This is a genomic window from Vibrio sp. V08_P9A1T1, assembly GCF_963874405.1.
Classification (GTDB): Bacteria; Pseudomonadota; Gammaproteobacteria; order Enterobacterales; family Vibrionaceae; genus Vibrio; species Vibrio anguillarum.
Genome location: NZ_CAWNIB010000315.1, coordinates 1 through 13,303 on the forward strand (window position 1 = coordinate 1; position 13,303 = coordinate 13,303).

The 13,303-nt window shown below is 45.8% G+C and carries 15 protein-coding genes; 1 reads left to right on the plus strand and 14 read right to left on the minus strand.

Annotated elements, in window-relative coordinates; translation table 11 throughout:
* Nucleotides 1-11: 11 nt before the first annotated feature.
* From iscX to trmJ, 9 genes are all read right to left on the minus strand, one after another.
* The gene (gene iscX / locus AACT21_RS16380) at nt 12-206 is read right to left on the minus strand and encodes a Fe-S cluster assembly protein IscX (protein WP_010320404.1); all 195 of its coding nucleotides are present in this window, start codon (nt 204-206) and stop codon (nt 12-14) included.
* Nucleotides 207-256: 50 nt separating this feature from the next.
* Nucleotides 257-595 (minus strand): ISC system 2Fe-2S type ferredoxin, encoded by a 339-nt coding sequence (gene fdx / locus AACT21_RS16385; protein WP_010320405.1) that lies wholly within the window; start codon nt 593-595, stop codon nt 257-259.
* An 11-nt stretch (nt 596-606) separates the two neighbouring features.
* Nucleotides 607-2,460 carry a Fe-S protein assembly chaperone HscA gene (hscA, locus tag AACT21_RS16390; protein ID WP_094163328.1) on the minus strand — a complete coding sequence of 618 codons (1,854 nt, stop codon included), beginning with the start codon at nt 2,458-2,460 and terminating at the stop codon, nt 607-609.
* 21 nt (nt 2,461-2,481) lie between these two features.
* Nucleotides 2,482-2,997 carry a co-chaperone HscB gene (gene hscB / locus AACT21_RS16395; protein ID WP_094163330.1) on the minus strand — a complete coding sequence of 172 codons (516 nt, stop codon included), beginning with the start codon at nt 2,995-2,997 and terminating at the stop codon, nt 2,482-2,484.
* Nucleotides 2,998-3,063: 66 nt separating this feature from the next.
* Nucleotides 3,064-3,387: an iron-sulfur cluster assembly protein IscA gene (iscA, locus tag AACT21_RS16400; protein WP_010320408.1), complete on the minus strand. Its 324-nt coding sequence runs from the start codon at nt 3,385-3,387 to the stop codon at nt 3,064-3,066.
* Nucleotides 3,388-3,449: 62 nt separating this feature from the next.
* Nucleotides 3,450-3,833 (minus strand): Fe-S cluster assembly scaffold IscU, encoded by a 384-nt coding sequence (iscU, locus tag AACT21_RS16405; protein ID WP_010320409.1) that lies wholly within the window; start codon nt 3,831-3,833, stop codon nt 3,450-3,452.
* 56 nt (nt 3,834-3,889) lie between these two features.
* Nucleotides 3,890-5,104, minus strand: a complete 1,215-nt coding sequence (locus AACT21_RS16410) for an IscS subfamily cysteine desulfurase (protein ID WP_013857499.1) — start codon at nt 5,102-5,104, stop codon at nt 3,890-3,892.
* A 26-nt stretch (nt 5,105-5,130) separates the two neighbouring features.
* Nucleotides 5,131-5,652, minus strand: a complete 522-nt coding sequence (iscR, locus tag AACT21_RS16415) for a Fe-S cluster assembly transcriptional regulator IscR (protein ID WP_026027698.1) — start codon at nt 5,650-5,652, stop codon at nt 5,131-5,133.
* A 115-nt stretch (nt 5,653-5,767) separates the two neighbouring features.
* The gene (trmJ, locus tag AACT21_RS16420; protein ID WP_026027699.1) at nt 5,768-6,496 is read right to left on the minus strand and encodes a tRNA (cytosine(32)/uridine(32)-2'-O)-methyltransferase TrmJ; all 729 of its coding nucleotides are present in this window, start codon (nt 6,494-6,496) and stop codon (nt 5,768-5,770) included.
* 177 nt (nt 6,497-6,673) lie between these two features.
* On the opposite strand from trmJ, the gene suhB reads away from it, so the two are divergent.
* Entirely contained in the window at nt 6,674-7,477 is an 804-nt protein-coding gene (gene suhB / locus AACT21_RS16425; protein WP_013857502.1) for an inositol-1-monophosphatase, read from the plus strand.
* 177 nt (nt 7,478-7,654) lie between these two features.
* On the opposite strand, the gene secF is transcribed toward suhB, so the two are convergent.
* The 5 genes from secF to queA all read right to left on the minus strand — a co-directional run bounded on the left by secF (nt 7,655) and on the right by queA (nt 13,244).
* Nucleotides 7,655-8,602, minus strand: a complete 948-nt coding sequence (gene secF, locus AACT21_RS16430) for a protein translocase subunit SecF (RefSeq protein WP_013857503.1) — start codon at nt 8,600-8,602, stop codon at nt 7,655-7,657.
* Between the two features lie 14 nt (nt 8,603-8,616).
* On the minus strand, nt 8,617-10,473 hold the full coding sequence (secD, locus tag AACT21_RS16435) for a protein translocase subunit SecD (protein ID WP_017044259.1): 1,857 nt from the start codon (nt 10,471-10,473) through the stop codon (nt 8,617-8,619).
* A 19-nt stretch (nt 10,474-10,492) separates the two neighbouring features.
* Nucleotides 10,493-10,825, minus strand: coding sequence for a preprotein translocase subunit YajC (yajC, locus tag AACT21_RS16440; RefSeq protein ID WP_013857505.1), 333 nt, complete (start codon nt 10,823-10,825; stop codon nt 10,493-10,495).
* 107 nt (nt 10,826-10,932) lie between these two features.
* Complete coding sequence (gene tgt, locus AACT21_RS16445) at nt 10,933-12,063, minus strand: tRNA guanosine(34) transglycosylase Tgt (protein ID WP_026027700.1); 1,131 nt, start codon at nt 12,061-12,063, stop codon at nt 10,933-10,935.
* Nucleotides 12,064-12,191: 128 nt separating this feature from the next.
* Nucleotides 12,192-13,244 carry a tRNA preQ1(34) S-adenosylmethionine ribosyltransferase-isomerase QueA gene (queA, locus tag AACT21_RS16450; protein ID WP_026027701.1) on the minus strand — a complete coding sequence of 351 codons (1,053 nt, stop codon included), beginning with the start codon at nt 13,242-13,244 and terminating at the stop codon, nt 12,192-12,194.
* Nucleotides 13,245-13,303 lie beyond the last annotated feature (59 nt).

Below are 13,303 nucleotides of genomic sequence, written 5' to 3' on the forward strand. Positions count from 1 at the left end.
TAGCAATAGTCTTAGTCGATCTCTTCCATCCAACATAGAATAATCGCTTCGAGAATTTTTTCGTTGGAACGGTTTGGCTCATCATCAAACTCTTCCAGTTCCATCACCCACTGGTGTAGATCCGTAAAACGTACATTTTTAGGATCTACGTCTGGGTATTGCTCACAAAGCTCGATCGCAATATCACGAGAATCGGTCCATTTCATTTTGCTTTCCTTTTACAAACAGTGAACGGGCGTTAATACGCTCAATAGGATTAATGATCTTCAGAAGCCAGATTGAGTGTGTACTTTGGAATTTCAACCACTAAATCTTCGTTAGCGACTCTAGCTTGGCAGCCAAGGCGAGATTCAGGTTCAAGACCCCACGCTTTATCAAGCATGTCATCTTCCAACTCATCACTCTCATCAAGTGAGTCAAACCCTTCGCGAACGATAATATGGCAAGTCGTGCATGCGCAGGATTTTTCACACGCATGTTCAATAGCGATACCATTTTTCAGCGCCACATCCAGTACGGTTTCTCCTGCTTGCGCTTCCAGAACGGCACCTTCAGGACAAAGCTCTTGGTGAGGTAACACAATAATCTTAGGCATAATTTTTCTCTTTAAATATCATCTACCGATTGACCAGCAAGTGCACTGCGAATGGATTTATCCATACGGCGTGAAGCAAAATCTTGGCTGGCTTTGTCTGTCTCTTTAATTCCTTGCTCGATGGCATCGGCGCTATCACCATTACGCAGCACAATTAAATCTTCTATTGCATTCAGAAGGATCTGCTTTTCTGACTCAGATAACAATTCATCACCATCGGCCTGTAAGGCAGAGATCAAACCTTCGATTACACGATCGGCTTCTACACGTTGCTCTGCCAGAGCGCGAGTCTGCATATCTTGTTTGGCAAACGTCATCGAATCTCGCAGCATATTTGCTACTTCATTATCACTCAGTCCATACGAGGGCTTAACTTGAATTTCCGCCTGAACTCCCGTACTTTTTTCCATCGCTGTCACGGAGAGTAAGCCATCGGCATCAACTTGATAAGTTACGCGGATATGCGCGGCACCCGCCGTCATTGGTGGAATACCTTTTAGTGAAAAACGAGCCAATGAGCGGCAATCGTCTACCATCTCACGTTCGCCCTGCACCGTATGGATGCTCATGGCTGTTTGACCATCTTTGAAGGTGGTGAACTCTTGAGCTTTTGCAACAGGAATGGTGGTGTTACGTGGGATGATTTTTTCCACTAAGCCACCCATGGTTTCAATACCCAGCGACAGAGGAATGACATCCAGCAGGAGCATTTCTGAATCGGGTTTATTACCCACCAAAATGTCGGCTTGAATTGCTGCACCAATCGCGACAACTTCATCAGGGTTGATGCTAGTTAGTGGTGTGCGACCAAAAAACTCACCGACTAAATCTCGAACCAGTGGCGTACGAGTTGAACCGCCGACCATCACCACTTCCAACACTTCATCTGCAGTAATTTCGGCATCTTTGAGTGCTCGACGACACGATAGTAAGGTTCTTTTTACTAGTGGCGTGATGAGTTGGTTAAACTCATCGCGAGTTAAACGCCCTTGCCAACCCAGCACAGAAACCTCGACACTATCGGTATCAGATAAGGCAATTTTCGCTTCGGTGGCCGCATCAAGCAATGCTCGTTGCTGCTCAGCAGTGAGGGGTTCAGCTAAGCCGATTTGGCTCAAAAAATGGTCAGCAATCAAATGGTCAAAATCATCACCACCGAGCGCGGAATCACCACCAGTCGCAAGTACCTCAAACACGCCTTTCGACAGACGTAAGATAGAGATATCAAACGTACCGCCACCTAAATCATAAACCGCAATCACACCTTCTTGCGCTGAGTCTAAACCATAGGCAATCGCTGCAGCGGTAGGTTCATTGAGTAAACGCAGTACGTGCAAGCCGGCAAGTTGAGCGGCATCTTTGGTGCCCACGCGTTGCGCATCATCAAAATAAGCAGGTACGGTAATCACCACACCCGCTAATTCACCACCTAACGACGCTTCGGCACGCTGAGCAAGAGATTGAAGAATATCGGCGGAAACTTGAATCGGGTTCTTATCACCTTGAGCCGTTTGCAAAATAGGCAAACCGTTGTCACTGGCTTTGAAGCGATAAGGCAATGTGGGATAACGCGCCTGAATGTCAGCCAGTGAACGGCCGATCAAACGCTTCACAGAAATGATGGTATTGGCAGGATCAACTTGCGCGTGTGCTCTGGCATCAAAGCCTACGCAACGCTCTTGAGCCGAATAGTGGACCACCGAAGGGAGGATCGAGCGTCCTTGTGCATCAGCAAGCGTCGTCGCATTACCGCTTCGAACCGATGCGACTAATGAGTTGGTTGTCCCCAAGTCGATACCCGCTGCGAGTTTATGCTGATGCGGCGCAGAGCTTTGACCGGGTTCTGCAATTTGAAGTAATGCCATGGGTTGGTCCTTATTATCGAACTAGCCGAGTAACTGTTCTTCGACTCTTTCTATTTCATTTTTGAGCTTGGCAATAAATTTAAGCTTGCGAACCGTATCAGCCGCAAGGTTCCATTGAGCATGATTAAGTTGTTGCTCAACCAAGGTAAGATGCTGTTTATACATCTTGCTGACTCTGTTTTCAAAATCGAATAACGCACTTTCAACATCAGGCTGTGAGGCGATGGCTTCAAGCTCTTCTCGCAGCTCCATCTGCTCCATTAAAAACAGCGGATCTTGCATGGTTTGGTGTTCTGCGCGTAACTCTATGCCTTGTTCAAGCAACAAGTATTCTGCGCGACTGATCGGCGATTTTAATGTTTGATAAGCATCATTGATTTGTGAGGCGTTTTGCACAGCAAGCAGGCGATCTCGCTCAGACGCAGTGGCAAAATTGTCGGGATGAAACCGTTTTTGCAGCGCACGAAACTGAGAAGAAAGAAGGCTACCATCCAGTGCAAACTGACTTGGTAGCCCAAATAATTCAAAATAGTTCATTAACACATTGCTCCTAGTGCTCGACACTAGGCTCAAGTGAGCCTAGTCACGCCGAAAGCCAATCCGTTACACGTTGAAGCTTTCACCACAACCACATTCGCTTTTTGCATTCGGGTTGTTGAACTCAAAACCTTCGTTTAGCCCTTCTTTGACATAGTCAAGCTGTGTGCCATCAAGATAGACGAGGCTTTTCGAATCGATAATCACTTTGACACCATGATCTTCAAACACTTCGTCTTCTTCGTTAACGTCATCAACGAATTCAAGCACGTAAGCCATACCCGAGCAGCCTGTTGTTTTCACTCCAAGACGTAAACCTACGCCTTTGCCTCGGTTATCTAGGAATGCTCGAACGCGATGCGCTGCTGTTTCAGTTAAGGTAATGGCCATACTACAACCTTAGATTCTTAGTTTGAACTTATGGGAGTGAACCATCATTCACTCCCTTAATATTATTGTTGGTGTTTCTTTTTATAATCGGCAACGGCAGCTTTGATCGCATCTTCCGCCAAAATCGAACAGTGAACTTTCACTGGTGGAAGCTCTAGCTCTTCCGCGATTTCAGAGTTCTTAATGGCTGCCGCTTCGTCAATGCTCTTACCTTTGACCCATTCAGTAACCAGTGAGCTCGAAGCAATCGCGCTACCACAACCGTAGGTTTTAAATTTTGCATCTTCAATGATGCCTTCTGGCGTCACTTTAATTTGTAGCTTCATTACGTCGCCACAAGCTGGAGCGCCAACCATACCACTACCAATGGTTGGATCTTCTTTATCAAAAGAGCCAACATTACGTGGGTTTTCATAGTGATCAATTACTTTTTCGCTGTATGCCATGATAGTTACCTCTAATCCTCTATTTCCTTGGGAATAAACCAGTGCCTTTTAAAGGACTAGTGATGTGCCCATTCAACGGTGTTTAAATCCACACCCTCTTGATACATATCCCATAGAGGAGACATGTCACGTAATTTGCTTACGGCTACGCGGATTTGTTCAACGGCGTAGTCCACTTCCTCTTCGGTCGTAAAACGGCCAAATGAGAAACGAATTGAGCTGTGCGCCATTTCATCGTTCAAACCAAGCGCACGCAGTACATATGACGGCTCTAAGCTGGCCGAGGTACAAGCACTACCTGATGATACCGCTAAGTCTTTTAAAGACATCAGTAGCGATTCGCCTTCAACAAAGGCAAAACTAATATTCAGGTTGTGCGGAACACGCTGATCTAAATCGCCATTCACACTCACGGCTTCCATGTCTTGTACACCAGCGAGTAGACGATCACGCAATGCTTTTGCGTGGTCAAAATCTTTTTGCATGTCTTGCTTAGCAATACGGAATGCTTCACCCATACCTACGATTTGGTGCGTTGGTAATGTGCCTGAACGGAAACCACGTTCATGGCCGCCACCGTGCATTTGCGCTTCAAGGCGAATACGAGGTTTACGGCGAACATATAATGCGCCAATCCCTTTAGGTCCATACGCTTTATGCGCAGAAAGGGAGATAAGATCCACTTTCATTTCTTGTACATCAAGGGGAATTTTACCGGCAGATTGCGCTGCATCTACGTGGAAAATTATCTTGCGTTCACGGCAAAGCTCACCGATCGCCATGATGTCCTGAATTACGCCAATTTCGTTGTTCACGTGCATGATCGACACCAAAATTGTGTCATCACGCATTGCCGCTTCTAATTTTTTTAGATCAATCAAGCCATTCGATTCTGGCTCAAGATAGGTCACTTCATAACCTTCACGCTCAAGCTGACGACATGGATCAAGCACCGCTTTATGCTCGGTTTTACAGGTGATAATATGCTTACCTTGCTTGGCATAGAAATGCGCCACACCTTTGATCGCGAGGTTATCTGACTCTGTCGCACCGGATGTAAATACGATTTCGCGAGGATCAGCATTAAGCAGTTCAGCAATTTGCTCACGCGCAGTGTCTACGGCTTCTTCTGCCTGCCAGCCATAACGGTGCGATCGCGATGCTGGATTACCAAAAACACCATCCATCGTCATGTACTGAACCATCTTTTCAGCCACGCGAGGGTCAACTGGACAGGTAGCTGAATAGTCAAAATAAATAGGCAGTTTCATTTTCTACTCCAATGTAAACATTGCCGCTATGAGCGGGCATTAAGACCTACGGGCACCGAGCCGATAATCACGGTATTGGTATTTTTATTGGTTAACCCGTGGTTCACCGTCAGGCCCAAGCCTTGGCGGTCAGAAATTTCTAGTACTTCATTATCAATCATTAACTCGCCAAGAGTAATGTTGTTTAGAAAGTCACTAATGCGAGAGCTAAGATCTCGCCATAACGTATGTGTTAAGCAGCGAGTGCCACCTTGGCAGTCGGCTCTTCCATTACATTTTGTTGCATCAACTGATTCATCAACAGCGGCAATCACAGTACCAATCGAAATTGAGCAGGCATCTGCACCTAAGCGGTATCCACCACCTGGACCACGTACACTAGCAACTAGCCCCGCTTTACGCAGTTTAGAAAACAGCTGCTCAAGGTAAGAGAGCGAAATGCCTTGCCGTTCGGAAATATCCGCCAGTGGCACTGGGGTTTGTTGCGAATGCAGAGCCACATCTAACATGGCTGTAACCGCATATCTTCCTTTAGATGTAAGTCTCATATCACCGTATCCACATTGATTATGTGGTTGGAATTTTTCCATACCTGACTAAATAGGTCAAGTATTTATTTGACTAATTTAGTCAGGTATTTAACCCTATTATTAATCTGGATAATTATTGATTGCTGCGATGCTTCTCAATTGAGGTCAACACACCACGTAATATATTGATTTCTTGAGACTCTGGACGCGAACGAGAAAATAGCCGACGGAGTTTATTCATGATCTGTCCCGGCTGTTCCTTTGAAATAAACTGTGTCTGTATCATGACCTTTTCAAGATGCTGATAGAACATTTCTAATTCGTGATGCAGAGGATACGCTTCTTCTGGCTGGGCTTGATAACCTTTTTTTTCATTATTTAGATAGGCAACACGCACCTCATAACTCAATGTTTGTACGGCCATAGCAAGGTTTAACGAACTGTATTCAGGATTAGCCGGAATGCATACATGAAAATGGCATTTTTGCAGTTCATCGTTGGTCAGCCCGGTTTTTTCTCGGCCAAACACTAAAGCAACCGGGTATTGCTGCCCCTCTTGCGCCAATTTTTCCCCACATTCACGCGGTTCAAGCATTGGCCATTCTAAAGTTCGTGAGCGTGCACTTGACCCAACCACCAGGCCACAATCTGCGACAGCCTGCTCTAGCGTATCCACGACCTCCGCATTTAAAGCAATGTCGCTTGCTCCAGCAGCTAGAGCGATCGCTTGGGCGTCTACCTCGCATTGAGGCGAAACCAAAATCATTTTACTTAGGCCCATGACCTTCATCGCTCGGGCAGCAGAACCAATATTTCCTGAATGAGATGTCCCTACTAAAATGATTTTTACATTGTCTAGCATTACGTTGTACGCCACTCTATTTTAAACGACAGGATACTAACATAAACCTGACTAAAATGGTCAGGTCCTTTAGCTACACATGAACAACCGAGCAAAAAATAGCCACTTCCTTTTTAATAAAACTTTGTTATACTGCTGCCCGCTTTTTCGTTCTTTAACATCCGTTGGGAAAACTGTATGCATCCAATGCTAAACATTGCTATTCGCGCTGCGCGAAAAGCTGGTAACCATATTGCTAAATCACTAGAAAATACTGAGAAAATCGAAACAACTCAGAAAGGGACTAATGACTTTGTTACTAACGTAGACAAAGAAGCAGAAACTATGATCATCGATACAATCAAAAGTTCTTACCCAGAACACAGTATCGTTGCTGAAGAAAACGGGCTTATCGACGGTAAAGATAAGGACGTTCAATGGATCATCGACCCACTGGATGGCACAACAAACTTCGTCAAAGGTTTACCCCACTTCGCCGTTTCCATCGCGGTTCGCATTAAAGGCAAAACAGAAGTTGCTTGTGTTTATGACCCAATGCGCAATGAGCTGTTTACCGCTCAACGTGGTGCTGGTGCGCAATTAAACAACTCACGCCTTCGTGTTAAACAGTTAAAAGATCTTCAAGGCACTATTCTCGCTACTGGTTTCCCATACAAACAAAAGCAACATGCCGAATCTTTCATGAAAATCATGTCTGCACTGTTTGTTGAATGTGCTGATTTCCGTCGTACCGGTTCTCCTGCGCTTGATTTATGTTACCTAGCTTCAAACCGTGTCGATGGTTACTTTGAACTGGGTTTAAGACCTTGGAATTTAGCCGCTGGCGAGCTGATCGCTCGTGAAGCAGGCGTTATTCTTACCGATTTCTCTGGCGGTACTGAATACATGAAATCGGGCAACATTGTAGGTTCAAGTGCCCGTGGTGTTAAAGCGATTCTGAAACACATTCGTGATAACGGTAACAGCGCTATTCTTAAATAGGTTGCACTAAATACCATCAACACCGTCAAAATTGATTCAAGCCTCGTATAGCAATATACGAGGCTTTTTTAGTTTCGTTTTATACTTTGCTACTTAGAGTGACCGCGGTGTGGGATGGGGTAGAAAAAAGCCGCAGAATATTCTGCGGCTTTGGCTATTTAAGAAACTTTCAGGCTGCTAAGGAAGTTCGTCGAACTCCGCACCCTCTTTTTCCACTTGAGGTGGAAGTAGGTGCTCACGGGTAATTCCTAATTTCAGTGCCAACGCTGACGCAACATAGATAGATGAATAAGTACCCACGGTGATACCGAGCAGTAAAGCGGTGGCAAAACCATGTATGTTCGCCCCACCTTGCACAAAGAGTGCGATCACCACCAGCAAGGTGGTTCCCGATGTAATCAAAGTCCGGCTCAAGGTTTGGGTAATTGAGCTGTTCATGATCTCGGCTGAATCACCTTTACGCAATTTACGGAAGTTTTCACGGATACGGTCAAATACCACAATCGTATCGTTGAGCGAGTAACCGACAACGGTCAGCAAAGCGGCAACAATCGTTAAATCAACCTCAATTTGCATGATAGAGAAGATGCCAAGCGTGATGATCACATCGTGTGCCAGTGACATCACCGCGCCCGCAGCGAGCCGCCATTCAAAACGAACGGAGACATAAAGCAAAATACAGATGAGCGAAGCCAAAATCGCTAAGCCTCCGGCTTCAGCTAATTCATCGCCCACATTCGGGCCAACGAACTCAATGCGACGCATCTCGACACTTTTTCCTGTCCCCTCTTTAATAGCAGAAAGAATTTGATTGCCTAACGTCTCGCCAACCATGTCAGCACGTGGACGAAGACGAACCATCACTTCGCGCGCGGAACCGAAATTCTGCACCGTCGCATCGCCAAACCCTTTCGCTTCCAAAGCACTGCGGATATCTTCAAGATTAGCTGGGTGTTCAAACCCAACTTCAATCAAAGTACCGCCGGTGAAGTCCAGTCCCCAGTTCAACCACTTGGTTGATAAAGTGAAAATAGACGCACCAATCATTAAAAGAGAGAATAAAAACGCAAATTTAGACCAACGCATAAAGTCGATCGTTTTATCTGCTTTTAGAATCTGAAACATAGTAATTCCTAGCCTTAGATCGACAATTTTTTAATGCGTTTACCACCATATAACAGGTTCACAATACAGCGAGTCCCGATAATAGCGGTAAACATTGAGGTTAAAATACCGATAGAAAGTGTGACGGCAAACCCTTTGATGGCTCCAGTACCCACAGCAAATAGAATGATTGCCGTAATCAACGTAGTGATGTTGGCATCAGCAATGGTACTGAACGCGTTAGCATAGCCTTGGTGGATAGCTTGTTGTGGGTTTCGTCCATCACGGAGCTCTTCACGAATACGCTCGAAGATCAGAACGTTAGCATCCACGGCCATACCAACCGTCAATACGATGCCCGCAATACCCGGCAAGGTCATTGTCGCCCCAGGGATCATCGACATCACACCAATAATGAGCACAAGGTTCGCCATCAATGCAATATTGGCAATCAAGCCAAAACCACGGTAGTAAAGCAGCGTAAAGAGCATCACCGCAACCATACCCCAGATGCAGGCTTGAATGCCCATATCGATATTTTGCTGCCCCATTGATGGACCAATGGTACGCTCTTCAACAATAGAGATTGGCGCAATTAACGCACCTGCACGCAGTAAAAGTGCAAGGTTTTGAGCTTCTGCAGCAGAATCAATTCCCGTGATACGGAAGTTACGCCCAAGAGCCGACTGAATCGTTGCTTGGTTGATCACTTCTTCATGCTTATCCAGAATCACTTTGCCATCAGGTGTCCGACGGCCGCTGTCTTTGTACTCTGCAAATACCGTTGCCATAAGCTTGCCAATGTTCTTTTTAGAGAACGCCGACATCTTATTTCCGCCTTCGCTATCTAACGAAATGTTCACTTGCGGGCGACCATATTCATCCATGCTAGAGCTGGCATCCGTGATACTTTGACCACCTAGAATCACGCGTTTTTTCAAGACAACCGGGCGACCATTACGATCAGATTTGATTTCACTCCCAGCAGGAGCACGACCAGAAGCCGCGGCGGCTAAATCAGCCTTGTCATCAACTTCACGAAACTCAAGAGTCGCGGTTGCGCCAAGAATCTCTTTAGCACGAGCGGTATCTTGAACCCCCGGTAACTCAACCACAATGCGGCTGGCACCTTGACGCTGCACTAAGGGTTCAGCGACCCCTAATTCGTTAACACGGTTACGCAAAATCGTGATGTTCTGCTCAACGGCGTAATTTCGAACTTCCTGCAAACGCTGCTCAGTAAATTGAGCAATCAGCGCAAAGCGACCGTCAGCCTTAGACGTAGTAAAAGTCATATCAGGATGTTTCGACGTTAATGCTTGCTGTGCTTGCTCTAATTGCTCATCATCACGCAAAGTGACTTCCACTCGGTCGTTGCCCACTGAGCGAATAGCGCGGTAGCGAATTTTGTCATCACGCAGTTCGCTGCGAAACGCTTCTTCTTGCTGACCAATCAATTTTTCCATTGCGGCATCCATATCCACTTCCATTAAGAAGTGAACACCACCACGCAGATCAAGGCCAAGCTTCATCGGTGCCGCGCCAATCGATTCCAACCAAGAAGGCGTTGAAGGAGCAAGGTTAAGTGCAACAATTGTATCTTTGCCTAACGCTTCACTCACCACATCACGCGCACTGATTTGAGTATCGGTATCGTTAAATCGAACAAGAATTGATCCATTCTCTAGAGCAATGGATTTATGAGAAAGGCTCTCTTTATCAAGAGCTTTGGTGACGGCATCCAGCGTTGACATATCAACAGAGGCGCCACGCGCCCCTGTAATTTGAATTGCCGGATCTTCACCGTAAATATTTGGAAGTGCATATAAAGCAGAGAGAGTAATGGCGAACACCACTAACAAATACTTCCATAACGGATAACGGTTTAGCACAGCAAGGATCCTTTAGCTGTTATAAAGACTTAAGCGTACCTTTTGGTAGCACCGCTGTAATGAAATCTTTTTTGATCACAATTTCATTGTTCACATTCAGTTCGATAGAGATGTAATCGCTGTCTTCTGCGATTTTAGTGATTTTACCCACTAAACCGCCACTGGTTAACACTTCATCACCTTTAGTCATGGCGGCCATCAAACTTTTATGCTCTTTAACACGTTTAGCTTGTGGGCGGTAAATCATGAAGTAGAAAATAACCGCAAACATACCAAGCATGATCAGCATTTCATAACCGCCACCTTGTGATGCACCTTCACCTGCTGCGTGTGCTACAGAAATTAAACTCATTGAAAACGTCCTCTAAAATATTGTTGTGTAATGTAATTCTAATTGGGCTGCGTTGGCTTAATTTCAAGTTTATCACTTCACAAATTAAGCAAAACGCAGCAAAACCGTTATTGGCCCATTGGTGGAACTTCACGATTGCGACGAGCATAAAACTCCTCAACAAACGCGTCGAAGCGATCTTCTTCAATCGCTAAACGAATGCTTGCCATCAGGCGTTGGTAATAACGTAAGTTATGAATAGTATTTAAACGCGCACCTAGAATTTCGTTACAACGATCCAGATGGTGTAAATACGACTTCGAATAATTTTTGCAAGTGTAACAGTCACAATGCGGATCCAGCGCAGTTGTATCGGTTTTATGTACTGCATTACGGATCTTGATCACACCACCCGTCACAAATAGATGGCCATTACGTGCATTTCGCGTTGGCATCACACAGTCAAACATATCGATACCGCGACGTACCCCTTCTACTAAGTCTTCAGGTTTACCGACACCCATCAGGTAGCGTGGTTTGTCTTCTGGCAATTGTGGACAGGTGTGCTCAAGTACACGGTGCATGTCTTCTTTAGGTTCACCCACCGCTAAGCCACCAACCGCGTAGCCATCAAATCCGATCTCGGTTAAGCCTTTCACGGAAACATCACGCAAATCTTCGTAAACACTGCCTTGCACGATACCAAATAGCGAGTTGGTGTTCTCTAATTTGTCGAAATGGTCACGTGAACGCTGCGCCCAACGTAAAGACATCTCCATTGATTTTTTCGCTTCGTCGTGCGTCGCAGGGTACGGCGTACACTCATCGAAAATCATCACAATGTCAGATCCCAGATCTTTTTGAATTTCCATCGACTTTTCTGCGTCCATGAAAATCTTGTCACCATTGACTGGGTTACGAAAATGCACCCCTTCTTCTGTGATTTTGCGAATGTCACCCAAGCTAAACACTTGGAAACCACCTGAATCGGTGAGGATCGGGCCTTGCCAGTTCATAAAATCATGCAAGTCGCCGTGCATTTTCATCACTTCTTGGCCAGGGCGCAGCCACAGGTGAAAAGTATTACCGAGCAAAATTTCTGCGCCCGTCTCTTTTACTTCTTCCGGTGTCATGCCTTTTACTGTGCCGTAAGTACCTACAGGCATGAATGCCGGTGTTTGCACAGTGCCACGTTCAAAGGTTAATTGCCCACGGCGAGCATTTCCGTTTTTCTTTTTAAGTTCGTATGTTAACTTCACGAAGCCTCCAATGTCAGAGAAACAGTCTGACGTATCATGATTAGGTGCAAGCACCCCTCTAGAGCGGTCGCCAATTCCTAGCGAAAAACGAAGCGGAGCTTCTTCTCCTAGCGTAATGCTAGCACTCGTTAATTGGTGTTCTTGGTGATAAACATCGCATCACCATAACTAAAGAAACGATATTGATGTTTCACGGCATGCGCGTACGCGGCCATAGTATGCTCATAACCTGCAAAAGCGCTGACGAGCATAATCAGTGTCGACTCTGGCAAGTGGAAGTTAGTGATTAAGCAATCCACCAACTGATACTCATAACCAGGGAAGATGAAAATTTCAGTGTCACCGAAAAAAGGAACCAGCTCAGTGCCCTTTTTAAGCGCATCTTGCGCGGCACTTTCCAGTGAGCGCACCGACGTAGTTCCAACAGCGATCACTCGACCACCACGCGCTTTCGTCGCGTTGACGGCATCGACTACCTCTTGTGGCACTTCAACATATTCTGCATGCATATGGTGATCGTGAATATTGTCGACTCGTACTGGCTGGAAGGTTCCAGCGCCAACATGCAAAGTTACATAAGCAAATTCGACGCCTTTCGCTTTGATTTGCTCAAGCAGAGCCTCATCGAAATGCAAACCGGCGGTCGGTGCAGCTACAGCTCCCGGTTTTTGGTTGTATACGGTTTGATAACGCTCTTTATCAGCATCTTCATCAGGGCGGTCAATGTAAGGCGGCAACGGCATATGGCCAATCTCGTTTAAGATCTCCAGTACCGTCTTTGACGCTGTAAAACGAATCTCGAACAGCGCGTCATGGCGAGCCACCATGTGTGCATGATATTCGTCATGCTCTCCTAAATACAACTCACTGCCCGGTTTTGGCGGCTTAGATGAGCGAACATGAGCTAAAATCGTCTGTTCATCCAACATTCGTTCGACCAATACTTCCAGTTTGCCGCCTGAAGCTTTGCGCCCAAACATGCGAGCCGGGATGACACGTGTATTGTTAAAAACCAATAAATCGCCGGGCTGAACTCGGTCAAGAACGTCTTTAAATGAGCCATCCGCCAGTTCACCGCTGTTACCGTCTAATTGCAGTAAGCGACTCGCCGTACGTTCAGCCGTTGGGTAACGAGCAATCAGCTCATCGGGAAGTTCAAAGTGAAAGTCTGAAACTTGCATAGTTCTTATCTTGTTCGTTTTGAGTGGATGACGTAATTTTTTTAAGCGCCGTAGTATAT

Excerpts from the sequence above, each read along its gene's own strand:
- secF (WP_013857503.1), bottom strand. The coding sequence starts at position 8,602 with ATGTTTCAGATTCTAAAAGCAGATAAAACGATCGACTTTATGCGTTGG.
- suhB (WP_013857502.1), top strand. The coding sequence starts at position 6,674 with ATGCATCCAATGCTAAACATTGCTATTCGCGCTGCGCGAAAAGCTGGT.
- iscA (WP_010320408.1), bottom strand. The coding sequence starts at position 3,387 with ATGGCCATTACCTTAACTGAAACAGCAGCGCATCGCGTTCGAGCATTC.
- hscB (WP_094163330.1), bottom strand. The coding sequence starts at position 2,997 with ATGAACTATTTTGAATTATTTGGGCTACCAAGTCAGTTTGCACTGGAT.
- iscX (WP_010320404.1), bottom strand. The coding sequence starts at position 206 with ATGAAATGGACCGATTCTCGTGATATTGCGATCGAGCTTTGTGAGCAA.
- AACT21_RS16410 (WP_013857499.1), bottom strand. The coding sequence starts at position 5,104 with ATGAAACTGCCTATTTATTTTGACTATTCAGCTACCTGTCCAGTTGAC.
- fdx (WP_010320405.1), bottom strand. The coding sequence starts at position 595 with ATGCCTAAGATTATTGTGTTACCTCACCAAGAGCTTTGTCCTGAAGGT.
- iscU (WP_010320409.1), bottom strand. The coding sequence starts at position 3,833 with ATGGCATACAGCGAAAAAGTAATTGATCACTATGAAAACCCACGTAAT.
- hscA (WP_094163328.1), bottom strand. The coding sequence starts at position 2,460 with ATGGCATTACTTCAAATTGCAGAACCCGGTCAAAGCTCTGCGCCGCAT.
- yajC (WP_013857505.1), bottom strand. The coding sequence starts at position 10,825 with ATGAGTTTAATTTCTGTAGCACACGCAGCAGGTGAAGGTGCATCACAA.
- trmJ (WP_026027699.1), bottom strand. The coding sequence starts at position 6,496 with ATGCTAGACAATGTAAAAATCATTTTAGTAGGGACATCTCATTCAGGA.
- queA (WP_026027701.1), bottom strand. The coding sequence starts at position 13,244 with ATGCAAGTTTCAGACTTTCACTTTGAACTTCCCGATGAGCTGATTGCT.
- iscR (WP_026027698.1), bottom strand. The coding sequence starts at position 5,652 with ATGAGACTTACATCTAAAGGAAGATATGCGGTTACAGCCATGTTAGAT.